Annotated in this window: 20 protein-coding genes and 1 pseudogene; 5 read left to right on the forward strand and 16 right to left on the reverse strand. The window is 61.3% G+C overall.

Annotation, left to right across the window (positions count from 1 at the left end; genetic code table 11):
* Positions 1 to 3: 3 nt before the first annotated feature.
* On the reverse strand, positions 4 to 1,623 hold the full coding sequence (ccoN, locus tag AC0L3D_RS29665) for a cytochrome-c oxidase, cbb3-type subunit I (protein ID WP_473518577.1): 1,620 nt from the start codon (positions 1,621 to 1,623) through the stop codon (positions 4 to 6).
* A 123-nt stretch (positions 1,624 to 1,746) separates the two neighbouring features.
* Between ccoN and AC0L3D_RS29670 the strand changes: the two are divergent.
* Positions 1,747 to 2,264: pseudogene (locus tag AC0L3D_RS29670) on the forward strand (IS481 family transposase); the annotation flags it as partial.
* On the opposite strand, the gene AC0L3D_RS29675 reads toward AC0L3D_RS29670, so the two are convergent.
* Positions 2,207 to 2,971, reverse strand: coding sequence for a Crp/Fnr family transcriptional regulator (locus AC0L3D_RS29675; protein WP_473518589.1), 765 nt, complete (start codon positions 2,969 to 2,971; stop codon positions 2,207 to 2,209). The pseudogene AC0L3D_RS29670 and the gene AC0L3D_RS29675 sit on opposite strands and share 58 nt — an antisense overlap.
* A gap of 157 nt (positions 2,972 to 3,128) precedes the next feature.
* On the opposite strand from AC0L3D_RS29675, the gene hemN reads away from it, so the two are divergent.
* Positions 3,129 to 4,478, forward strand: coding sequence for an oxygen-independent coproporphyrinogen III oxidase (gene hemN / locus AC0L3D_RS29680; protein WP_473518576.1), 1,350 nt, complete (start codon positions 3,129 to 3,131; stop codon positions 4,476 to 4,478).
* A 152-nt stretch (positions 4,479 to 4,630) separates the two neighbouring features.
* Here the strand turns inward: hemN and AC0L3D_RS29685 are convergent, their stop codons facing one another.
* From AC0L3D_RS29685 to glmS, 13 genes are all read right to left on the reverse strand, one after another.
* Positions 4,631 to 4,903 carry a DUF2274 domain-containing protein gene (locus AC0L3D_RS29685; RefSeq protein ID WP_473479515.1) on the reverse strand — a complete coding sequence of 91 codons (273 nt, stop codon included), beginning with the start codon at positions 4,901 to 4,903 and terminating at the stop codon, positions 4,631 to 4,633.
* A 12-nt stretch (positions 4,904 to 4,915) separates the two neighbouring features.
* Positions 4,916 to 6,130 (reverse strand): TraB/TrbI/VirB10 family type IV secretion system protein, encoded by a 1,215-nt coding sequence (locus AC0L3D_RS29690; protein WP_473518575.1) that lies wholly within the window; start codon positions 6,128 to 6,130, stop codon positions 4,916 to 4,918.
* A 13-nt stretch (positions 6,131 to 6,143) separates the two neighbouring features.
* Entirely contained in the window at positions 6,144 to 7,169 is a 1,026-nt protein-coding gene (gene trbG / locus AC0L3D_RS29695) for a P-type conjugative transfer protein TrbG (protein WP_473518574.1), read from the reverse strand.
* Complete coding sequence (gene trbF / locus AC0L3D_RS29700) at positions 7,159 to 7,890, reverse strand: conjugal transfer protein TrbF (RefSeq protein WP_008871927.1); 732 nt, start codon at positions 7,888 to 7,890, stop codon at positions 7,159 to 7,161. Before trbF ends, trbG begins: the two co-directional genes overlap by 11 nt.
* Positions 7,891 to 9,213 carry a P-type conjugative transfer protein TrbL gene (gene trbL, locus AC0L3D_RS29705; protein ID WP_473518572.1) on the reverse strand — a complete coding sequence of 441 codons (1,323 nt, stop codon included), beginning with the start codon at positions 9,211 to 9,213 and terminating at the stop codon, positions 7,891 to 7,893.
* 29 nt (positions 9,214 to 9,242) lie between these two features.
* Positions 9,243 to 9,968 (reverse strand): P-type conjugative transfer protein TrbJ, encoded by a 726-nt coding sequence (trbJ, locus tag AC0L3D_RS29710; protein WP_008871925.1) that lies wholly within the window; start codon positions 9,966 to 9,968, stop codon positions 9,243 to 9,245.
* Positions 9,965 to 12,415, reverse strand: a complete 2,451-nt coding sequence (trbE, locus tag AC0L3D_RS29715; RefSeq protein ID WP_473646705.1) for a conjugal transfer protein TrbE — start codon at positions 12,413 to 12,415, stop codon at positions 9,965 to 9,967. The genes trbJ and trbE overlap by 4 nt, the downstream gene beginning before the upstream one ends.
* Positions 12,409 to 12,681 carry a VirB3 family type IV secretion system protein gene (locus tag AC0L3D_RS29720; RefSeq protein ID WP_473646707.1) on the reverse strand — a complete coding sequence of 91 codons (273 nt, stop codon included), beginning with the start codon at positions 12,679 to 12,681 and terminating at the stop codon, positions 12,409 to 12,411. Before AC0L3D_RS29720 ends, trbE begins: the two co-directional genes overlap by 7 nt.
* Positions 12,681 to 12,989 carry a TrbC/VirB2 family type IV secretion system protein gene (locus tag AC0L3D_RS29725; RefSeq protein WP_008871922.1) on the reverse strand — a complete coding sequence of 103 codons (309 nt, stop codon included), beginning with the start codon at positions 12,987 to 12,989 and terminating at the stop codon, positions 12,681 to 12,683. The genes AC0L3D_RS29720 and AC0L3D_RS29725 overlap by 1 nt, the downstream gene beginning before the upstream one ends.
* 11 nt (positions 12,990 to 13,000) lie before the next feature.
* Positions 13,001 to 13,969, reverse strand: coding sequence for a P-type conjugative transfer ATPase TrbB (gene trbB / locus AC0L3D_RS29730; protein ID WP_473479497.1), 969 nt, complete (start codon positions 13,967 to 13,969; stop codon positions 13,001 to 13,003).
* Positions 13,966 to 14,379, reverse strand: a complete 414-nt coding sequence (locus AC0L3D_RS29735) for a CopG family transcriptional regulator (protein ID WP_065010491.1) — start codon at positions 14,377 to 14,379, stop codon at positions 13,966 to 13,968. The genes trbB and AC0L3D_RS29735 overlap by 4 nt, the downstream gene beginning before the upstream one ends.
* 120 nt (positions 14,380 to 14,499) lie before the next feature.
* Positions 14,500 to 16,530, reverse strand: a complete 2,031-nt coding sequence (locus tag AC0L3D_RS29740; protein WP_473479495.1) for a conjugal transfer protein TraG — start codon at positions 16,528 to 16,530, stop codon at positions 14,500 to 14,502.
* A 247-nt stretch (positions 16,531 to 16,777) separates the two neighbouring features.
* Positions 16,778 to 18,601: a glutamine--fructose-6-phosphate transaminase (isomerizing) gene (glmS, locus tag AC0L3D_RS29745; protein WP_473646708.1), complete on the reverse strand. Its 1,824-nt coding sequence runs from the start codon at positions 18,599 to 18,601 to the stop codon at positions 16,778 to 16,780.
* Between the two features lie 326 nt (positions 18,602 to 18,927).
* Here glmS and AC0L3D_RS29750 point away from each other — a divergent pair, with 326 nt between their 5' ends.
* The 3 genes from AC0L3D_RS29750 (at position 18,928) to AC0L3D_RS29760 (ending at position 20,307) form a co-directional block, all read left to right on the forward strand.
* Positions 18,928 to 19,149 carry a hypothetical protein gene (locus AC0L3D_RS29750; protein ID WP_473479490.1) on the forward strand — a complete coding sequence of 74 codons (222 nt, stop codon included), beginning with the start codon at positions 18,928 to 18,930 and terminating at the stop codon, positions 19,147 to 19,149.
* A gap of 377 nt (positions 19,150 to 19,526) precedes the next feature.
* Positions 19,527 to 19,847, forward strand: a complete 321-nt coding sequence (locus AC0L3D_RS29755; RefSeq protein ID WP_473646710.1) for a hypothetical protein — start codon at positions 19,527 to 19,529, stop codon at positions 19,845 to 19,847.
* Positions 19,848 to 19,932: 85 nt separating this feature from the next.
* Positions 19,933 to 20,307 (forward strand): hypothetical protein, encoded by a 375-nt coding sequence (locus AC0L3D_RS29760; RefSeq protein WP_473646711.1) that lies wholly within the window; start codon positions 19,933 to 19,935, stop codon positions 20,305 to 20,307.
* A gap of 148 nt (positions 20,308 to 20,455) precedes the next feature.
* Here the strand turns inward: AC0L3D_RS29760 and rlxS are convergent, their stop codons facing one another.
* The gene (gene rlxS / locus AC0L3D_RS29765) at positions 20,456 to 22,426 is read right to left on the reverse strand and encodes a relaxase/mobilization nuclease RlxS (RefSeq protein ID WP_473646713.1); all 1,971 of its coding nucleotides are present in this window, start codon (positions 22,424 to 22,426) and stop codon (positions 20,456 to 20,458) included.
* Positions 22,427 to 22,618: the final 192 nt, after the last annotated feature.

A 22,618-nucleotide genomic window follows, 5' to 3' on the forward strand; every position in this document is an offset into this window, starting at 1 on the left:
TTTTCAGGCTCCAGATCGCGCAGGTCGGACAGCGGCGATCGGACGCGGCATCGGATCCTCATCTCGTTGGTAGCCGAGGATTGTCATGGCGACATTCCATGCCATGATCAGGGCGCCGGACAGGTACATCGCGCCGCCGATGGCACGCATGATGTAGTACGGATGCATGGCGGCGACAGTTTCGGCGAAGGAGAAGACCAGAAAGCCCTGGTCGTCGTATTCGCGCCACATCAGGCCCTGCATGACGCCGGAGACCCACATCACCGCGGCGTAGACGACGATCCCCAGCGTTGCCAACCAGAAGTGCCAGTTCACTAGTCGCAGCGAATAGAGCCGCTCGCGGTTCCACAACTTCGGCACCATGAAATAGACTGCGCCGAACGAGATCATGCCGACCCAACCGAGTGCGCCGGAATGCACGTGCCCGATGGTCCAGTCGGTGTAGTGCGAGAGCGAATTGACCGTCTTGATCGACATCATCGGGCCTTCGAAGGTGGACATGCCATAGAAGGCTATGGCCATGACCATCATGCGGATGATCGGGTCCGTCCGCAGCTTGTCCCAGGCGCCGGACAGCGTCATCAGGCCGTTGATCATGCCGCCCCAGGAGGGCATCCAAAGCATGATCGAGAACGCCATGCCGAGCGTCTGCGCCCAGTCGGGCAAGGCGGTATAGTGGAGGTGGTGCGGGCCGGCCCAGATGTAGAGAAAGATCAGCGCCCAGAAGTGGATGATCGACAGCCGGTAGGAATAGACTGGCCGGTTCGCCTGCTTGGGCACGAAATAGTACATCATGCCAAGGAAGCCGGCGGTGAGAAAGAAGCCCACGGCATTGTGGCCGTACCACCACTGCGTCAAGGCGTCCTGGACGCCGGAGAAGGCTGAATAGCTTTTTGAGCCCACGAACGAGACTGGCATCGACAGGTTGTTGATCACATGCAGCATCGCGATGGTCACGATGAAGGACAGGTAGAACCAGTTGGCGACGTAGATGTGCGGTTCCCTGCGCTTCAGGATGGTGCCGAGGAACAGGACGAGGTAGGCGACCCAGACGATGGTCAGCCAAAGATCCACATACCATTCGGGCTCGGCGTATTCGCGGCTTTCGGTGATGCCGAGCAGGTAGCCCGTCGCAGCCATGACGATGAACAGCTGATAGCCCCAGAACACGAACCAGGCGAGATTGCCGCCGAACAGCCGGGCGCGGCAGGTGCGCTGTACGACATAAAGGGACGTGCAAAGCAGCGCATTGCCGCCGAAGGCAAAAACCACGCCGGATGTATGCAACGGCCGCAAGCGGCCAAAGTTGAACCAGGGCTCGACGCTGAGATCGGGATAGGCAAGCTGCAGCGCGATGACCACACCAACCAGCATGCCTACGACGCCCCAAAACACCGTCGCGAGGGCCCCGTAACGGATTGGACTGTCCATAAAAGCGGCGGGGTCTATCGGAACTGCAGGCTTGAACTCCGTATTGCGCAACAGGATCGCGGTGAAACCAGCTACGGCGAAGAACAACACCCACATATGCTGGCGGAATGGTTCATCTACGCCGAACCCGGCAGCCACCAGGGCCGCAAAAGCAAACAGGCTTAGAAGCACGATCTCTGTGCCGAATTTCATCGCAAATACCCATCTCGAACCCGGCGGACGCCAAATCCGCTGTGCATCAATTGCGCAGCCGCCGCCTGCTCGCCCTGATCCATGTCAGGGGGCCGCACGATTTTTCGGCAGCTAGGTTGACCTTCACGGCGGCCGGTGCGCTACGCCAACCGCCTGCCCGACCAGATCGAGCTGACGATCGTCGCAACCAAGAAGGACAAGCCAACCCACTGGGTGCCAGGAAGATTAGGGAGCTCCTGATTAGGAGGCTCGCCGGCGATGTCCGCATCCCCTCGAAGAGCACGGCGCATGCCTGCTCGATCGTCACGGCCTGTAAAGCGCGCCCGTCAGCGGCAGCGCTTCGGCACGCAACTATCACCAACGCGTTATGGTGCACGGATTTCTAAGGGGAGTTCCGGCGGGCGATGGTCGAATTGTGGCGGTCACCGACCAGGCCTCGCGCTACCTGCTCGCCTGCGAAGCGCTCGAATCGAAGAAGGAAGGACCGGTCATCGAGGCCGCCATCCGCCTGTTCAGGGAACGCGGCCTGCCTTCCGCCATCAGGAGCGACAACGGCCTGTACCTTCTCTTCGCCGAACGGCCTCTATAACCTGTCCAGGCTGTCGGTCTTCTGGCTCAGGCTCGGCATCGCCATCGAGCGCAGCCGGCTCATGCTGTCCACCATCACATGGCGTGTGTTCTCGATCCGAATCACGCCGTCAGCCCGCAATTGCGTCAGCTGCCGGCTCACAGTCTCGTTCGTAATTCCAAGAAAATCAGAGATCTCGGCGCGCGTCAGCGGCAGATCGAAGGACGCTGACCTGGCTACCGGGTCAACACCGGAATCCATATTCCGAGCGATCATGAGGAGAAAACTCGCCACCTTTTCCGATGCGGTCTTGCGCCCCAACGTCACCAGCCACTCGCGTGCTTCATCGAGCTCATTCAGCGTCTGCTTGAGCAGGCGATGCTCGAATTCCGGCGACCCCTTCATCATCCGTTCGACGGCTGCCCTTGGAAACGAGCACAGCGTGACAGCTGTCACCGCTTCCGCATTGATCGAGCTTTCCACCTTAAAAGGACGTCCCAGAAAATGCGGAGCAAACTGGAGACCGACGATCTGCTGGCGACCATCGGAAAGGCTCTTTGTCAGCTTAACCACGCCTGAAACCAGGTTCGAATAGCTGTCGACCGCCTGTGCGTCGCCGATCAGTTCCACTCCTGACTCGATCTGGCGCCGCGAGCAAGTCTTGGCGAGCCCAACCAAATCGTCTGGACGAAGCGAACCGCAGACGCCGCGATGCCGTGCTTCGCAATGGACGCAAAGAACGGGGATACCGGAAGTGTAAATGTCTCGCCGTACTGACATGCGCTCGCTCAACCCGATCCCAAGCGCCGGCAGGATACCAATCTAAGGTAGAAAAATCCTTGCGGCAGTTTGTCCGAGTTGCTGATTGACCGAAATCAGGGCTTTGGCTTGCCAATAAGCCCAGAGTTCCAGCGATGCAAACATGGTGGACCACGACATGCAGTCCGAATTAGCTGCCCGGGTTGGCGAGAACGTCCCGCGTTATACCAGTTATCCGACTGCACCGCATTTCCACACGGGCGTCAATCCTGCGGTTTATCGTGGCTGGCTGGAGGCGCTCAAAAGTGGCGGCGAGATCTCGCTCTATCTGCACATCCCCTATTGCGACAGACTCTGCTGGTTCTGTGCGTGTCATACCAAACAGACGCGCCACTATGAGCCGGTGACGGCCTATCTGCGCTCGCTACACGCGGAGATCGCGACGGTTGCGGGACTCGTCAGCGGCAAGGGCCATGTCCGCGCAGTCCACTTCGGCGGCGGTTCGCCCACCATGCTGAAGCCCGGGGACATGGTGGCGCTTGGCGCGTTCTTGCGGGACAGCTTCGATTTTGTCCCGGACACAAAAATCAGCGTCGAGATCGATCCAAACGACATGGATGAGGCGCGCCTTGATGCGCTGGCCGAAATCGGCATGACCAGGGCGAGTCTCGGCGTCCAGGATTTCGAGCCAAAAGTGCAAAAGGCAATCAACCGCGAGCAAAGCCTTTTGCGAACGAAAGCTGTCGTCGACGGAGTTCGCTCCCGCGGCGTCGGTTCCGTCAATCTGGACCTGCTTTACGGATTGCCTCACCAGAGCAGGGAGAGCGTCTGTTCCACCGTAGCGCAGGCGCTGACCCTGGAACCGGACAGGATGGCGCTGTTCGGCTACGCGCATGTGCCCTGGTTCAAGAAGCATCAGACGATAATCAAAGAGGCGTGGCTGCCTGGCCCCACGGAGCGCTTGGCGCAATCGCAACTTGCCGCGCGAGCGATTGTGGACAAGGGGTATGAAGCAATAGGGCTCGATCATTTCGCCAAGCCAGGCGATGCCTTGGCGATAGCGGCCCGCGCAGGGGCTTTGCATCGCAATTTTCAGGGCTACACGGAGGATCGCTGCGAGACACTGATCGGGCTTGGCCCTTCGTCCATCGGCCGTTTTCGCCAGGGCTACGTGCAGAACAATATTTCAACCGCCGAGTACGGAAGTATGGTCGCGCATGGCGGGCTGGCGGTTGTCCGCGGTATCGCGCTTTCCGACGACGACCGCGTTCGCGGCTGGATCATCGAGAGGCTAATGTGTGATTTCGCCTTCTCGGCAGTCGACATGGTGGAACGCTTCGGCAAAGCCGGCCAGAAGCTCCTTCTTGAGTCGAGTACCATGGCCCTCCACGATCCCGTTCGATTGCTCGAACTGGATGGCGACCGTTTCGTCGTGCCGGCTGAAAGTCGCCCATTCGTCCGAAGCATCGCGGCCAGGTTCGACAAATATTTCCAAAGCGGAAGGGCCAGGCACTCGGTTGCAGTTTGAGCCAAAGAGTGCGGTCGCGGTGACGTGCTCCCCTGTTTGCCTCCATTTGTGAGTGAGCCTGTTCACGTGTGATCCTTGACGGATCGGGTTACATATTCAAGCGGAGTTAGCCCATCGAGGCTCGTGTGCGGGCGGTTCACTCATTGCCTCGGTTACTCGGAATCTGAGCGTGCCAGACGCCGCGACTTCTCCGGCATGCTGGACGTCGGCAAACCTTCTTTTCTGGCCTTGGCAAACGCTCGGTCGCCTTCCAGAAACCCCGCCAGCATGAAAGGGATGAGTTCTGCCACCGTTTCAGACTCGCCATAGGCCTGACGATAAAGGGCAGCATACTCCTTGAGCGCTTGGCCCAACTCCGCGCTGACGGTGATGGTAATCTTCGAAGGTGTTCGGTCTGGAAGCTTTCCAAGTTTCAAGTTGGCCATATTCACTCCCGCTCAACTTGCGTATGGCCGCAGCACCAGATCCTTGTGCACGATGACGCGCAGTGGCCAACCTGGGCGGATGGTGATGGTGGGCTGAACATTGAGGTTCTTCTCGGTGATGCGCTGGCCGGCTTGACTGACGTTCTGCTGAGTGGATTCCCGGATCGCTTTGACCAGATCGCTTTCGTTTTCTCCAAAACTTAACTCGGTGCCGACGCCCAGCAATGTGGCCAGCGCGACTCCCTTGATCAGCTGCCAGGTGTGGAAATCGATCTTGTCCTCGAGCCCGGCATAGCCGGCAGTGTCTGTCGCCGGCAGATTGTCGATTTCGATCGAAGAACCGTCTGGCAGTATTATTCGCTGCCAAACCAGAAGCGCCCGTTTTTGCCCAAAAGCGACGACGCTGTCATAGGTCCCGATCAGCCGCGAGCCTTGCGGGATAAGCAGGATGCTGCCGGTGAGCGTATCGTGCACGTTCTCGGTGACCTGCGCGACGACAAACCCGGGCAAGTCGGAATTTATGCCGGTGATGAGACTTGCGGCGATCACGCTGCCGGCCATGAGCTGATTTGGCGAAGCTGGCGTCTGCAATGCATGCGGGTTGTAGATCCCGCTGGTGTTGCGCTGGCTGACAAAATCGAGCTTGCGTTGTTGATTGTTCTGATCGCCCTCAGCCGGGGCAACGGAATCTGACGGCCGAGCGGCATCAGATTGCGGAGGCGCCCCGAACGGCTGCTGGGCACTTTTCGCGTTACCGCCGATGCCCGCCTCCATGGGTCGATTTTCAATGCGGAAGAAGACTTGTGATTCGCGCGCCTCAATCGCCTGCTGGGCAACGCGCTGCTCCTCGGCGGAGTTGTCCTGCCCTGGCGCGATGCCGAGCTGTCGCCGCCGCTCAAGGATGGGGCGACCGAGGTCGCCCGGCAGTGGTGGTCCAAGCACAGGAGGGTTCGGCTTCACTCCGGAATAGTCCTTGGGAAGTGTTTCAAGTCCTTCAGGGGTTGGCTTGCGGTCAGTGTTGTAGAGATCTTCCGCCTGTTCTTTGAAGCGAAGCGCCGGTCCCTGCAGCGCCATCATCGTGACGCCCAGGATGGCACCGGACCCAACGGCAGCGATGGCGATGATCACGCCGCGCCTGAACCGCACGGCGCGGCGGGGCGAGGCCCGTAACTGCAGCTGCTCGGGATCGAGTTTTGGCGGAGCATTGGATGGGGAAGTGTCGGTCATAAGGCCCCTCTCCTCACCTGCTGGAGCGCGCAAAGAGAGATACGCGACGCGACGGTTGCCGGCCGTCCGTCCTTGTGATGCGCACCACTTGCTGCTGCTTGGTGCCGAGGCGTAGTTCGGCCGCGGCGAAGAGCCGATCGACAATGTAGTAGTTGCCGCGCATGCGATAGTTGACGAGCTGGTTGTCCCCGTCAGAGCCGACGATGAAGAGTGGCGGGGCCTCTCCCTGATCTATGCGGCGCGGGAACTCGATATAGACCTTGCTGCCATCATCGAAGGCTCGCGTCGGTCTCCAGGGCGGTGTGTCGCCCCTAATCGAGTAGCGAAAGCGAATGTTTTCGAGCGCCACGTTCGACGCCACCGGCATGGTAGCCTCGGCCTGAGCGTTACGCTGGCGGAGCGCGACGATCTGGTCCTCGCTGTACGTCCAGGAGATCGCCGCCATAGCGGTCTTATCCGTGCTTTGAAGCTGCAAATGGTAGGTGCGTCGTTCCGTGGTGATCACCAGATTGGTGCTAAGCCCCGGCGCGAAGGGTTTTACCAGCACATGGGTGCGCTGGTCGTCGCCGGTGCCGCTGACGGTATCGCCGATGACCCAGCGCACCGTGTCCCCGGCTGACACGGCTGTCAGTTTCTCGCCCGGCTGTAGGGCGATGTCGGTGACGCGCTCCGGCGCGGCATAGAGCTGATAAAGCGCGCCATCGGTGAAGGGATAGACCTGCACCGCATTGACGTAGCCGTACCGGGTGGGTTGCTGCGTCGCCGCCTTGTTGGCGTCGGCGACGCGTTCTTCAGGAGAGCGCTTGTCGTCGGCGATTTTGCCCGGTTCTGGCTGCAACTGGCCGGGGAGCGGCAACGGCTTTGGCACCTCGACTATCTTGACCGGTGTCTCTGGCGCCTTCTCAATTGCCGCTGCTTTGAAGTCGGCAGCATCATACGAAATCTCAGGCGGCACCGGCTTCGATGCGCAGGCCGAGAGAACTGCTGCCGATGCGGATAGGATCAGCGCGGCACGGAACGATTGGGCTCTATTTGTCATCGGCGGGCTCCTTCGGGGAAACGGATGTCGGTGCGGCACTGTCGAGCTCGCGCGACCAGTCGATGGCGTTGATGAATACACCGAGCGGATTGTTGCGCAGCTGATCCGTATTGCTTGGCGGGCGGATCACGATGGTGAGGATCGCGGTCCAGCGCGTGGTGCTGGCAAGGCTGCCGCGCTCAAAGACCTGCTCAGTCCATTTGACCTGGAACGAGCTGTCGGAAGCCCTGACCACGCTGGTCACCTGGACGGACACGCTGCGCGTTCCGATCTGACCGAAGGGATCGTTTGCCTTGGCGTACTCATTGAGGAAGAGTGCCGCACGGTCGGTGGCAAGGTCGTAAGCCGCCAGCCAGTTCTGCCGCACCAGCACCGGATCAGTGGAGACGGAACGGACATTCTGGATGAAGCGGCCGAGGTGCCAGGCTATCTCGGCGTCGGAGGGCTCGTAGTCTTGGATAGCCGGCGCGACGGCGCGTGCCTCGCCGAAGCGGTCGACCTCGACGACGTAAGGCACAACACGGCTCTGCATCGACTGCCATACGAGTCCGCCAGAGAGCCCGGTCGCCAAGGCCAGACAGCCGAGGGCCATGAGCCGCCAGTTCCTAGCCTGTACTCGAGATGAGCCGATGCGCTCGTCCCATAGCTGGGCGGCCTTTTGATACGGCGTGACCGGTTCGGGTGTCTTGCCGTAACGTTGAACGGGTCGCTTGAACAGCATCTAGTCATCCTTGTCGTTGAGAGAGGGATTGGCGCTGCCTCCCGGCCTGTCGCCTTCACGGACAGCCTGCATGGCGGCGTGGCGGTGGGCACGGGCGGTCTGTTCGGAACGCAAGCGCCTTGCCCACGTCGGAGCGGCATTAGGATCTGCAGCGGTTGGGTTTCCAGTCATGGACGCGGTGGGCGCACCACCGGTCGCGGTCCATGCCGCTTCCCGGCCGGCATCGGCGCTGCGCCCGAACGTTCCGGCGGCAGCTCTTGCTGCTCGCATCGCGGAGCCGCCGGCGGCACTGGTCACGCCCTGCAATCCAGCAGCCACACCGGACAGGCCGGTGTGGGGCGAGGTTGCTCGCCCGATCTGCCAGGCCGTTAAAGCAGCCGATCCCATCGTTGTGCCGGCCCGAATTGCGGCGAGACTGCCGCCGGCTGCCATGCGCGCGCCAGCAAATGCCGTGCCTCCGGCAACGAGCGATGCACCAGCAGCCGCCGCAGTCGTGCCAAGTGCGGCGCCCGCGCCAAGCTGCGGCGCGCCGGACACTAGACCCGACGCGATGCCGGGCCCAAAGATGCCGAGCCCAAGCAACGCCAGCGCGCCCAGCACCTGTGACATCGCGGCGGCCAGGTCCGGCTCCTTGCCTTGCAGCGCGGAAGCAAACTCGCCGAAGAGTGTGGAGCCGATGCCGACGATGACGGCAAGTACCATCACCTTGATGCCTGAAGAGATGACATTGCCGAGCACGCGTTCGGCCAGAAACGCCGATCGATTCCAGAGTGCGAAGGGAACCAGAACAAAGCCGGCAAGCGTGGTGAGCTTGAACTCAAGGATTGTGATGAACAGCTGAATGGAAAGGATGAAGAAGGCGATGATGACCAAGAACCAGGCCATGAGCAGCACGAAGATGGTCAGCGCGTTGACGAAGATTTCTGGAAAGCCGAGCAGCTGACTTGCCTGATCAAGCAGCGGCCAAGCGCCTTCGAAACCGGTCGCGGCGATGCGGCCCGGGCGCAGGAGATTGTCTGGGGAGAGATTGCCGGAGGACGCGTTGATGCCGAGCCCGGCAAAGGAGCGATAGATGATGTCGGCGAGGTTCTTAAAATTATTCAAGATGAAGGCGAAGACGCCGACATAGAGCACCTTGCGGGTAAGCCGGCCGAGAATGTTGGGCTCGTCGCCGAGCGCCCAGGCCAGCCCGGCCAGCGTGATGTCGATGCCGATCAGGATGGTGGTGAGGAAGGCGACGTCGCCCGAAAGCAGACCGAACCCGCTATCAATGTAGCGGATGAAGGTCTCCATGAAGCGATCGATGACGCCAAGGTCGTTCATGCCGCCGCCTTCCTCGTCAGAGTTGGTGATCAGTTGCCGGGATAGGCCGAGCCGGTACCCAGGAAGCGCTTGGTTGTCTCGCGGGCGGCTTCCTCGGACTGCGCCTTGCGCGCGGCATCCTCGGCCTCAGCTCGAAACTGAGTCGCGAGCAGCGTTTGGATCTGCATCTGCTGCTTAGTTGAAAGCGCGATCAGCTGGTTGGTGGCCTGGCTTGCCTGAAGCGCACCGGCTGCCCCTTGGCTGCGGTTGACGAGATCGGCAAGCAGGTCGCCGTCGGCGCGGACGTTCTCGACGATCTGCGACTGGGCCCGCATGGTCTGGCGGAACGCCTGCATGGCGCTCTGCCAGCGCTCGCGCGCAGCGGTTGCCACATCGCTGACCTTGATCGTGGCCTCGTAGCTTTCTGGATATTGGCTGCGCCACTGGTCTTGAAGCTTGCCCAGATCAAAACTGAGGCCACTCGCCTGGTCCATCAAACCGTCAATGCGATGGAGCGAACCGGTGAGTTGGCCCACGGAAGAGAAATCCAGACGCTGAAGATTGCGCGCCATGTTCTGCAGCATGGTTGCCTGGTTCTGCAGCGACTGGATCTGGTTGTTGATCTGCTCCAGCGCGCGCGCCGCCGTCAGCACGTTCTGCGCATAATTGGATGGGTCGAATACGATAAGGGCGTAGGCCGGCTGCACATAGTCGGCCATTGGCTTGGCGATCAGGGAAACGGTGATCAGGCTGGTGAAAAGACGGCGTCCAATCATGAGGATTGCTCCATGTCTGGTTGAGGGAATTGCTGGAGAAGCTCGGCAGCCCAATCGAGGCCGCGCGCGCTCAGAAAGCGGGAGGCAAAGCTGTCTTGCCCGTCTTCGGACTGGATTTTGTCGATCAGGGTCTGCGTCGCCGGATCGGAAGCGCCGCAAAGCGCAAGAGTGATGGGGCCAAGCCCGAGCTCGAAGAGACGGTTTCCGCCACGTGACTGAAGATAGTAGTGGCGCTTGGGCGTGGCGCGGGCGATCAATTCGATCTGCCGCTCGTTCAAGCCGAAGCGCTCGTAGGCTGCCCGCGCTTGCGGTTCCACAGCACGATCATTGGGAAGGAAAATGCGCTGGGGGCAGCTCTCGATGATCGCCGGCGCGATTGAAGAGCCCGCGATATCAGCCAGCGATTGCGTAGCGAAGATCACCGAGACATTCCGCTTTCGGAGCACCTTCAGCCATTCGCGGATACGGGCGGCAAAGAGCGGATTGTCGAGATAGACCCAAGCCTCGTCGAGCATCAGCAGCGTCGGCCGTCCATCGAACCGCTCTTCAAGACGATGGAAGACGTAAGTGAGCACAGGCAGCACAGCGCCTTGGCTCTGCATCAGCTCTTCCGTCTCGAAACACTGCACATTCGATAAGGCCAGCCGATCATCATCGGCGTCGAGCAGGCGGCCGAAAGGACCGTCGAGCGTGTAGGGCATCAACACGGACTTCAGCCCGTTGGACTGAAGCAGGACCGAAAGGCCGGTCAGCGTGCGTTCCTGCGCCGGCGCGGTGGCAAGGCTGGTGAGTGCCGACCAGATTGCCTCCTTCACCTCCGGCGTGACGGTGACATTCTCATGCGCAATGAGGCCGGCAATCCACTCGGCTGCCCAACTGCGGGCAGCCTGGTCGCCGATATTGCGCAGGGGCTGGAAGGCGAGCGCACCGTCAGCACCCAGCGCGTGGTGTTCTCCACCCGTGGCAAGGACTGCCGCGCGCGCCGAATTGCCTTTGTCGAAGACATAGACCTGCGCGCCGGCATAGCGCCGGAACTGCAGCGCAATCAGGGCAAGCAGCACCGATTTGCCGGCGCCGGTCGGGCCAACGATCAGCATGTGGCCGACATCGTCGACATGGGTGGATAGCCGGAATGGTGTCGACCCGTTGGTCTCTGCGAACAGAAGTGGCGAGGCCTCTCGCTGGGTGACCTTGGCGAGATGCTCGTTCGCCGCAGGACCTGCCCAGACCGACGACAACGGCATGAGATGCGCAAGGTTCAATGTGTGAACGAGCGGCTGGCGAACATTGGCATAGATATGACCAGGCAGCGAGCCGAGCCACGCCTCGACCGCATTGACGCCTTCGCGGATGGTGGTGAAGCCGAGCCCATTGATGATGCGCTCGACCGCGCGAAGTTTCTCCGCGGCGGCTTGATGGTCCTCATCCCACACTGTCACCGTTGTGGTGAGATAACCGAAGCCGACATGGTCGCCGCCCAACGCCTGAAGGGCTGCGTCGGCATCGAGCGCCTTGTTGTCGGCATCGCTGTCGACCAGCGGGACAGGTTCGTTGGTCACGACCTCGCGCAGGATGGCCGCGATCGACTTGCGCTTGGCAAACCACTGGCGGCGCAACCGTGTCAGCGTCTTCGTGGCTTCCGTCTTGTCGAGCGGGATGAAACGCGTCACCCAGCGATAGGCGAAATCCTGATGATTCAACGCGTCGAGAATCCCGGGCCGGGTGAGATTCGGGAATCCGAGGACGGTAAGGGTGCGAAGATGGTGTTCGCCGAGCATAGGCTCCAAGCCGCCGGTAAGCGGCGCGTCGACCAGGATACCGTCGAGATACATCGGCGTTTCCGGGACAGCGAGTGGATGGCGGCGGGTCGAGATTGTGCCGTGCAGGTAAGTCAGGGTCTCGGCATCGTCGAGCACGCGCACCTCGGGCATGAAGCCGGACAAAAGATCGAGGACCCGGTCGGTCTCGTCGCGAAACCGCGCCAGCTCCTGGGGCCAGTCTCTCCCGCCGCCAGATTGGTGTGCGTCAACGAGCGCGCTTTCAGCCCTCGCCCGTGCGTCCGGGGGCGGCATGAACAGCAAAGTCAGATGATAGCGGCTCTCGTAATGCGCGACCTTGCCCTCGAAGGCCGCGCGTCGTTCTTCATCGACCAGCCAAGACGCGGCGTCGGGAAAGGTTGAGTTAGGATAGTCGAGCGCCTCTATGCGCTCGGCTTCGAAGAACAATGCCCAGCCGGAGCCGAGCCTTCTCAACGCGTTGTTTGCCCGGGCGCAGATGCCGACAAGTTCTGCTTCCGTCGCGCTTTCGAGATCGGGCCCGCGGAACCGTAAGGTCCGCTGAAAGCTGCCGTCCTTATTGAGCACGATGCTGGGCGCGACGAGCGCTGCCCAGGGCAGATGGTCCGCAAGTTTGTCGGCTTTGCTGCGGTATTCTGACAGGTTCAGCATCCCAACCATCCCTTCAGACGAAGGTGACGAACGAGCACGCTGGCGAAGTCTGGATCGCGTCTTGAGGCAAAGACCGCCAGCGTGTGGCCGGCAATCCACAGCACCAGCCCTGCGATCCACTGCTGCAAACCGAGGCCGATAGCTGCGGCCACCGTGCCGTTGAGGATCGCCACCGCTCGCGGTGCACCGCCCAGCAGGATGGCTTCGGTCAATGCCCGGTGAACGGGAACCGCGAAGCCCTCAATATGCTGCTCTCCAGCGGCCATCAGACGAGTGCTCCGCCGCCAAAGGAGAAGAAGGAGAGAAAGAAGCTCGATGCCGCGAAGGCGATCGACAGCCCGAAGACGATCTGGATCAGCCGGCGGAAACCGCCTGCGGTGTCACCGAAGGCAAGGGTTAAGCCCGTGGTGATGATGATGATCACGGCGATAATCTTGGCGACCGGTCCCTGTACAGACTCCAGGATCTGTTGCAGCGGCTGTTCCCAAGGCATGCCGGAGCCTGCTGCGCGGGCTGAGACCGTGAGAACAAGCACGAGCGCGGTGGACGAAAGAAAGCGAAGCTTCTTGCACATGAATTGGCCTTTCAAAACTGCTGAAGTTGCGGGAGCGTCAGTTGGGTGACGGCGTAATCGCCGCTGCCGTCGAGACCGATGACCTCGGCGATGGCGTCAATGCGGCGCGAGGATCCGCGCCCGGCGATGAAGACAATCAGATCGATGGCATCGGCGATCAGACGGCGTGGTACAGTGACGACGGCTTCCTGCGCGAGTTGCTCGATCCGGTAGAGGGCGGAGCGCGCCGAATTGGCGTGAACCGTTGCGATGCCGCCGGGGTGGCCAGTGTTCCATGCCTTCAGCATATCGAGGGCTTCCGCACCCCGGACTTCGCCGACGACGATGCGGTCGGGCCTGAGCCGCAGCGTCGAGCGTACGAGATCGGCAAGCGTCACCGAGCCCCGTCTTGTCCTGAGTGCAACGCAGTCCTTGGCAGCGCACTGCAGCTCGCGTGTGTCTTCGATCAAGATCACCCGCTCGTCGCATTCCGCGACTTCGACCAGCAGCGCATTGGCGAGCGTGGTTTTACCCGACGACGTGCCGCCTGCGACCAATATGTTGCGCCGCTCGCGCACGGCCTTCCTCAGCGCATCGGCCTGCAGCGGCAGCATGATTTGGTCGGCGACATAGTTGGCCAACGTGTAGAGTTTTGCGGCCGGTTTACGGATGGCGAAGCATGGCGCCAGAACGACTGGCGGCAACAGCCCCTCGAAGCGCTCGCCCGAGGGCAGTTCGGCGCTGACGATCGGACTACCCGCATGCGCCTCGGCACGCACATGGGAAGCGACCAGGCGAACGATGCGTTCCGCCTCGGATGGGTGCATATGCACGCCGGTACCGACCCGACCTTCTCCCAGCCGGTCGAGCCGCAGCGCACCGTCGGGATTGACCATCACCTCGACAACAGATGAATCGGCAAGGGCCTCAGCGATTGCCGGGCCCATGGCGGTGCGCAACATGGCACGATGGCGATGGTCGACCTCCGGATGAGAACTCATCCTTCCCCTCCCCCGCCATTATCCGTCCCAAGCGACCGTTTGCCGGAGGCGATCTGGCGGCCCACTTGCTCGACGAATTTGTCGAAGCGCTCCTGGGCAATCGCCTGCGTCGCCCTGTCCGGGACTGGCGTGTGAGCATGAAGCGTGATGGAAAAGCGAATGAAGAGCGCCAGGCTCTCTAGGATCATCTCGACGTCGCGTCTGAGATGACCGAGGTCACGAGAAAGACGGTCGAGCCTTACGCCGTAGCGCCGGTCGAGCTCGTTCTCGCCACGCCGCTCGATAAAGGCCTCGACTGCCTTCGCCACGATCGCTGATTTGGTCGTCGATGGATCGCGGTTGAGGTCGTCCAGTTTCTTGCTCAGGTCGGGTTCGAGCAGAAACTGATGACGAATGCGCTGAGGGCTCATGTGGCTCGTTCCAACTGTCCCAGCGCTGTTGCGCGGGCGGGAACGAGCATCGGCGACTTCCTCGAAATTGCTTATGGCCGTTATCTACGCTGATTTGCGCTCTGCCTTCGGCAGCTTCTTTCAGAAGCCGGGCACGATGTCCTTGTTGTCGCCCGTCCCCTCGTTGATGCCATAGGCGCGTGCGGCAGTGGAAATTCGGTCCATCACGCGCCTGTCGGCAACTGCCTCGCTATCATCGTCCGCGGGCTTGAGCAGGTCGTCCCGGTCGGGCTCCAGAGTGACGGCTGTATGCTCTTCAGGCAGACCCGGATGTCGCTGTTGCTGGACACCTCCTTCATCTTCAATTGCCTCGCCCGCGCTTTCGCCGCGGCCAGCAAGACGGCGGTCAACGCCCCGCACCTGCCCGATCCAACAGTCCGGACGCGGTACTGGCCGATCCGCGTAGGCGCCGTCGCACAATACCGGCGCAGAAAGCACGCGCTCGGTGAAATTTCGATCCTGGTAGTAGCGCAGCTTTTTCGCCCGGATCGGCGGCAGCCCTGAAACCAACACCAGTTCATCGGCTTGCGGCAACTGCATCACCTCGCCCGGTGTCAATAGTGGGCGGGCGGTCTCCTGGCGGCTAACCATCACGTGCGACAGCCAGGGCGCCAAGCGATGGCCGGCATAGTTGCGCATGGACCTCAGCTCCGTCGCCGTGCCGAGCGCGTCCGAAATGCGTTTGGCCGTGCGCTCGTCATTGGAGGAAAAGGCAATCCGCACATGGCAGTTGTCGAGAATGGCATTGTTGTCCCCATACGCCTTGGAGATCTGGTTCAAGGATTGCGCGATCAGATATGCACGGATGCCATAGCCGGCCATGAAAGCGAGCGCGGTTTCGAAGAAATCAAGGCGACCGAGCGCCGGGAATTCGTCCAGCATCATGAGCAGTTGATGGTTCCTGCTCTTCTTAGGATCCCCCTCCAGCCGCTCCGTCAGACGCCTGCCGATCTGATTGAGCACAAGTCGCACCAGCGGCTTCGTGCGCGAGATGTCCGATGGCGGCACGACCAGATAGAGTGACATCGGTCGCTCAGCATCCAGGAGATCGGCAATGCGCCAGTCGCAGGCTGATGTCGCTGCCGCCACCGTAGGATCGCGATAGAGGCCGAGAAACGACATGGCGGTCGAAAGAACGCCCGAACGCTCGTTCTCCGACTTGTTCAACACCTCGCGAGCTGCCGAGGCCACGACAGGATGGACCTGGGGCTTATCCGCCGCGCCGAGATGGTTGGTCGTCATCATCCGCCGTAGTGTCGCGGCAAACGAGCGTTGCGGGTCCGACAGGAAGGTGGCGACGCGAGCGAGCGTCTTTTCCTCTTCGGCGTAAAGCACGTGCAAAATGGCACCGACCAACAGTGAGTGACTGGTTTTCTCCCAGTGGTTCCGCCGGTCCAGCGCGCCTTCCGGATCTACCAGGATGTCGGCGATGTTCTGGACGTCGCGGACCTCGTCTGGACCTTTTCGTACCTCCAGCAGCGGGTTATAGCGTGCCGACCTCGGATCGGTCGGATTGAACAGGAGACAGTAGGAGAACTTCGAGCGCCAGCCGGAGGTCAACTGCCAGTTCTCGCCTTTGATATCGTGAATGACGGCCGAGCCGGTCCAGGACAGAAGAGTTGGAACAACCAGTCCGATGCCCTTGCCTGATCGTGTTGGGGCAAAGGCCATGACGTGCTCGGGCCCGTCATGGCGAAGATAGCGATCCTTCAGCTTGCCTAGGAAAACGCCGGCCGGCCGAAACAGCCCTGCCGTGTCGATCTCGTGAGTCGCGGCCCACCTTGACGATCCATATGTGGTGACCGACCCGAGCTGTCGCGCCCGCCAGAGCGAGCCGGCGATCGCGGCGGCACAGCCCACGAACCCACTGGCGCCGGCAAGCGCACCGGCCTTATCGAAGACCTCGGGCGCATAAGCGTCGAAGTGGAACCACCATTCGAACAGTTTCCACGGCTTGTAGATCTGCCAGCCAGCCGCGACTAACCATGGCGCGCCGAGTGGCGGTTGATGGCCGAGCATGTGGGCGCACCACTGCGTGGCCGCCCATACGCCGAGTATCACGATTGCGAACACGACGGCGATCTGCCCAATCAGCAACTTCGTAGGCGTCATTGGCTTGCTCCGCAGTTCTGTACATGCGGGGCCAAGCATCGCGCGGCGCGATGTGAACTGAAATGCGCACTACGCACGACCAGGTGCGATGAGGGAATGGGCAGAATCGCTCAGACTGAAAACTTGCGGTGGAGCAAATATGCCCACTTGGTCGCAGACCTGATCTGCGTCTCGTCGACATCCAAATGCCGGTGACGCTTTGAAGTGTATTTCCGATGGACGCATGCCACCTATGAGGGCGTCACAATCATTCGACGGTGACCGATTTTGCGAGATTGCGCGGCTGATCGACATCTTTGCCCATGGAGACCGCCGTATGATAGGCAAGAAGCTGTATCGGCAGCGAGAAAATCATAGGTGCGATAATCTCGTCGACGGCCGGCAGCACGATCGTATGCATCGTGTTGAGTTTCGACGCAGCGGCCCCATTTTCATCGGTGATGAGGATAATCCGCCCTCCACGGGCGGCCGCTTCCTCCATATTGGAGACGGTCTTGTTGAAAAAGCGATCATGTGGCGCGATGACGATCACTGGCATGTTCTCGTCTATCAATGCGATCGGACCATGCTTCAATTCGCCAGCCGCATAGCCCTCAGCATGGATGTAGGAAATCTCCTTGAGCTTCAGCGCACCTTCCATCGCCAGTGGGAAACTGGTGCCGCGGCCAATATACAGGACACCATGACACTTTGACAGTTCGCGCGACAGGAGCTCGATATCTGGCTGGATGCTGTTCAGTACCCGGCCCATGACGCCCGGCATTTCGGCAAGGCTCCGGACGAGCGCCTTCACCTCATATTCAGTTAGCGTTCCACGGTCCTTGGCAGCGCCGATGGCGAGTGTGGCCAGAACCGCAAGCTGGCACGTGAAAGCCTTGGTGGAGGCGACGCCGATCTCCGGGCCGGCAAGGATCGGGAAGATCGCGTCGGCCTCCCGAGCGATGGTCGATTCGCGGGAATTGACGACAGCGCCGGTTTTCAGCCCACGCCCCTTGCAGTACCTCAGGGACGCGAGCGTATCGGCGGTTTCGCCGGATTGCGAAATGAAAAGAGCCGCCGATTCCGGCGGCAACGGGATCTCCCGGTAGCGGAATTCGGACGCAACGTCGATTTCGACCGGCAGGCGCGCATAGCGCTCGAACCAGTATTTTGCGATCAGTCCGGCCAGATAGGCGGTGCCGCAAGCCGAGATCGCCAGGCTCGGGATGCTGGCGAAATCTATGCTCGAAACCGTATCGACGCGATTCCCTTCGAAGTTGATGTAATGACCGAGCGCACGGGCGATGACCTCGGGCTGCTCGTAAATTTCCTTCTCCATGAAGTGGCGACGGTTGCCCTTATTGGCCAGGTATGCCCCGGCCGTGGAAGCCTGGCGCGGACGTTCGACGGGATGGCCATCGAAATCGAAGATATCGGCGCCTGCCTTGCCGATAACGGCCCAGTCGCCGTCGACGAGATATGTGATTGCATTTGTGAAGGGAGCTAGCGCCATGGCGTCGGAGCCCAGGAACATCTCGCCGTCGCCGTGACCGATCGCCAGCGGTGGTCCATTGCGCGCCGCCATGATGGTCGACGGATCATCCTCGAAGAGAATGGCAAGCGCGTAGGCGCCCCTGACGCGCTTCAGCATGGCGTGCATTGCCTCACCCCGCCCCATGCCCTCCCGGCGGTGTCTTGCCAAGAGATGCACGACGACCTCGGTGTCGGTGTCGGTCTGGAACTCGGCGCCCGCCGCCACCAGTTCGTCCTTCAACTCGGCGAAATTCTCGATAATGCCGTTGTGAACGACGGCCACACCGTCCGTAAAGTGCGGGTGCGCGTTGCGCTCAGTCGGTGCCCCATGCGTTGCCCAGCGCGTGTGTGCGATGCCGATGGTGCCACTCAGCGGCTCTTCCTTCAACCTCGTCTCGAGATTGATGAGCTTGCCCTTGGCGCGCCGGCAGTGCAACGAGCCCTCGGTGATGGTGGCAACGCCGGCTGAGTCATATCCTCGATATTCGAGACGCTTCAAAGCGTCGACCAACCGATCAGACACCGGCTGATGCCCAACGATGCCAACAATCCCGCACATGATCGTCTCCGAATTCTTCCCGGTAGCCTCAGCCGACCCGAAGGACACCGCCCGGCGCTGAGCCTCCTAGTAGAATTCGGTAAAACAGGTAAAATCGATTGTTGGGATGGCTGCCATCCAGCCAATGGATAGAAGAGGACGTGTTGACCAGCGAGAAACGGTACGCGCGGTGCCGGCTTGCGTCCACCAACCGCCAGTTGGGACGAGTTTCCGTAGTCGGCTGAGGCGTAACGATCATCGCAATGTCCGCTTTTTACATGCTGTTGACTCGCCCAGTTAACGGCCCTTAGATCCATTGACTGCTACAATGCTTAGGGGTTTTCAAAATGCCGTTCAAACGGGCCGGTCTATACCCTGCCGATCTCGATCTATGCCAACGGGTATTCGACCAGATATGCAGTGACGAGCATATCGCCCGCTCATCGTTGGAGGCCGACAACCTCGCCCTGGATATTTTGGTCGCGTTGGAAGAAGAGGCTGACGCGGATGAGGCTGAGCTGCTTGAACTCATCAGATCGAAGCGGCGGGCTACTCGTCATCTCCGCTGAGGGATGCAGTCACCCGGACCTTCCCTTTGCCTGTTCGACTGCCTTGCTGGCCGCCTTGGCAAACTCCTGCATGTTTGCTCACGCGCACTGTCGGCCGTCTGGAACTTGCGCCAAACTCATCAGTTCTGGACAATGCCAAACAGCGCGTGGCAACGACCCTGACTTCCATCGGCACGCTGACATCCCGGCCGGCGGCTCAACGCCCCTCAAGGCGTGGCCTGGAAGCGTCGCAGCCGGCGCCCGCGGTAGCGCGGCGGCCAACCTTGACTGCGTCTCGACACGAGGTCGGCGCTTCACCGGAAACGACGCAAGGGCAGCGACAAGCACATGCGCAGGAGCCTGCCGCGGCAGTCACCTGAACCAGCAAGCGGCCCCGGGTGTTCTTCCGCTTTCATCCGGGCTTCGCCGTCAACCCAAAGCGGACAGCTGATGTGCTACAAAAACCGGACTACGACAACTTCGGCGTCGAGCTCCGGCCGGAGTTTCGCCACCACCGGGCCGATCCCCATCTCAAAGAAGTAGACAGCCTCTATAGGAGCGTTTGCGGTTTCGAGTTGCGTTCTCAATGGCAGATAGCTGCGGTGAAGGTGTGGGCTGAGCAATTGCGGGTCGGCCGGAGACATGCGCAGCAGCAGTTCGTTTTTGTGTGCCGTTGCTGGGTTATGAATCGGCTGCGCACGGTCCGGTCTTTTGAGTAGGCGAGGCCAATTTTCGAGGTGTTGGGGCTGCTCATGGCTCCCTCCCGAATTGGGACGGAAGCATGATGCTCGCCTACAGCCGACGATGCTCGTAACGTTTATCGCCGATGTCGACATTGTTACACCCATCAGTGCGACGAGCCTCGCCTTTTCGGAGCATAATAGCGGTTCACCTCGTCCACCGATCAGCTTGGAAAGCGGCGATACTCTGATGCTCGAAGCGCATGGCCAAATTGCTCGACCTCGTCAGATCGTTCGCGAGCCATTGAAGCGGAGGCGGACTCGTTGCTCGGAATACCCTTATGCTCATGCCATGTGGAAGGGCATCCACAGCGACAGCAGCCGGGAGGAGCTCGATCCCTTGTTTTTTGTCGAGCTGGTTCAGCAAATGTCCTCGACGTTTGCGCGAGCTCCGGCAAGCTTAACGGCGATCTGGCGCGAGCCCGAGCATCTTGGTTAGAATGGGATCGCAATTGGCCACGGGCGCGCTGTCGTTGGTCCGATAGACCTACCAGAGCTGGTGGCACTCACGCTCTCGGAGCGCCTTGGTCGAACTCTTGCCGGGCCAGTCCAAGGCACACCGCACTCACGCATGGCTGCCACACAAGTTATGAAACGCTAGGCCCACTCCTTTGCCGACCGATGTTCCAGGAGATACCGTCTCGCTGCACTATGCCAGAAATCTCTTTGCCGATATGCCGCTCGAGCACCGGCCGCCACGGGACGAGCACAAACTCGCGCGATTTCTCGATAAGGGCGTATTTGCCGCTGGCGAGCTCAACTGAGCGGCGGAGAGTGCCTTGTACCCGGTCTCCGGGTCGCACTTCAGCATAGGACAGACCGAGCTCTTCCGAGAGCTGACCGGCAACACGGTTCAGTTCACGCTGGCGGAGGATCGAAATCATGTTGGCGCGATAGACGGTGCGGTCCTGCTCTTCATGCGCGAGACCCTGAGCAATCAGCCATTGCCGCCTGCGGGCTTGCGCCTCCCGCACGTCACGGCCAAAGCCGGAGTTGCGCAGGGTCTCCGGTGAATCGGAAACCATTTCCCGGTCGATCCAGGTGGCACCGTCGAACCCGATTTGCTGATCCAGCGGCATTGATGAGAGCTTGGCGACGACAACAGGCACAGCCATGGCTCGCTTGCGCTCGTAGTCGGCGACTTGGTCGAGATGGTTCGGCGCGATAATCCATGTGCCGTCGGCTTCGCGCCTGACAGTGCCGGTTCCGCGGCGAATGGCTTCCAGACGACGCACATGGGTTTCGGCGAAGCGTTCGCTGGCAGACGGATCATGCTTCAGGTGGATATCAACATTGTAGCGCCCCCCGTGGACGGCAGCGATCTCGGCGACGGTGCGGTCAACCTGCCTCGGCCCGGTGTTTCTCGGCGTGACACGGACGATGCAGCCGTCGGGCGTCGGTTCGGTGGCCTCGCCTTTGCCGACATCGATGTAGTGGCTTTTCCCGTCCACCCCATCCACTATGAGGTAGTGGCGGTCGTTGATCTCGTCGGCAAGCCCGCGCGCCACAAGGCGGCCAACGAAAGGTTGCGCGAGCTGCCCGGATTGATCGTGGATCACACAGTCGGCTGCACTTCGGGATAGTCCTTTACCCGCAATGTCTCGGTGCATCGTCTTGATTATGTCACCGCGCTCGCCGATGCGCTGCAGTGTCGCTTCGAGCTCATCGTCGAGGCGCCAGCGGCCGGAGCTGATCTCCTCGGCCAGACCCATCCGTCCGAGTTTGCGCAGGCGGCCCTGGTGCAGGGTCTGTCGAAAGGCGTCGCGGCCGACCGGAGAAACCAGTCCATCGCTGTCGCGCATGCTGAGCAGCTGCCGGTCGATGCTGGTGAAGCGCTCCTGCTCCATTTCCTGCCGCAGGCGGTGCTCGATCTCGCGATCGGTTCGTGGACCGAGATTGAGGCTGACCAGCTCGGCGGTCCGTTCGCGGATTCCGCTTGAGATATATTCCCGCGCAATGACGAGGTTCTCGCCGCGGTCGTCCTTGCCACGGACGATGATATGGGTGTGCGGGTGGCCGGTGTTGAAATGATCGACGGCAACCCAGTCGAGCTTCGTGCCGAGATCCTCCTCCATCTGCGCCATGAGCCGGCGCGTGAGTAGCTTCAGGTCGTCATACTGGATGCCGTCTTCGGGTGCGACGATGAAGCGGAATTGATGCCGATCGCCATCGGCACGATCAAGGAAGGCCTTGCTGTCGACGCGATCACTGTCGGCGCCGTAGAGCTCGCCAGGCGCGCCTTCCCGGGTAACGCCGTCGCGTTGGATGTAGCGCAGATGCGCAAGCGCCCCACCCTGGCCTTTGCCGGCCAGCTTGACGACGCGCGCCTTGACCACCACCCGCCGCTGCCGGAAGGCAGCATACCTGTCGCGTGAGTTCAGCAGCGCGGCGGCCGCTCCGCCGCGCCCTGCCCGGCTGCCGTTAAAGCGGCCGCCGCGCTGGGGCCGGCCGCCGGCTCTGTTGATCGCCGCCTGGACCTGGCTGGCGAAGCGTTTGCCTGCCTTCGAGCCGCGCGAGCCTATTCTGCCGAGCTTCGGCCTGAATTCGTCATCCTGCATCGTGGCCTCCCAGAAATCTCAAGCAGTGTCAGATACTTGCGTGTCCCACACTCCCGGCTCTGCCAGCAGCCTCCAGGAAAAACGATGTGCAGACAAAGACTTCGCCGCCTCCTGGAGGCAATGCCTTTATCTTGCCTTACGCGGCCCTTCCGCTTTCCGGCTTCCGCACCCGCCCTTCCCCCCCCCCCAAAC

Source organism: Mesorhizobium sp. WSM4837, assembly GCF_055811435.1.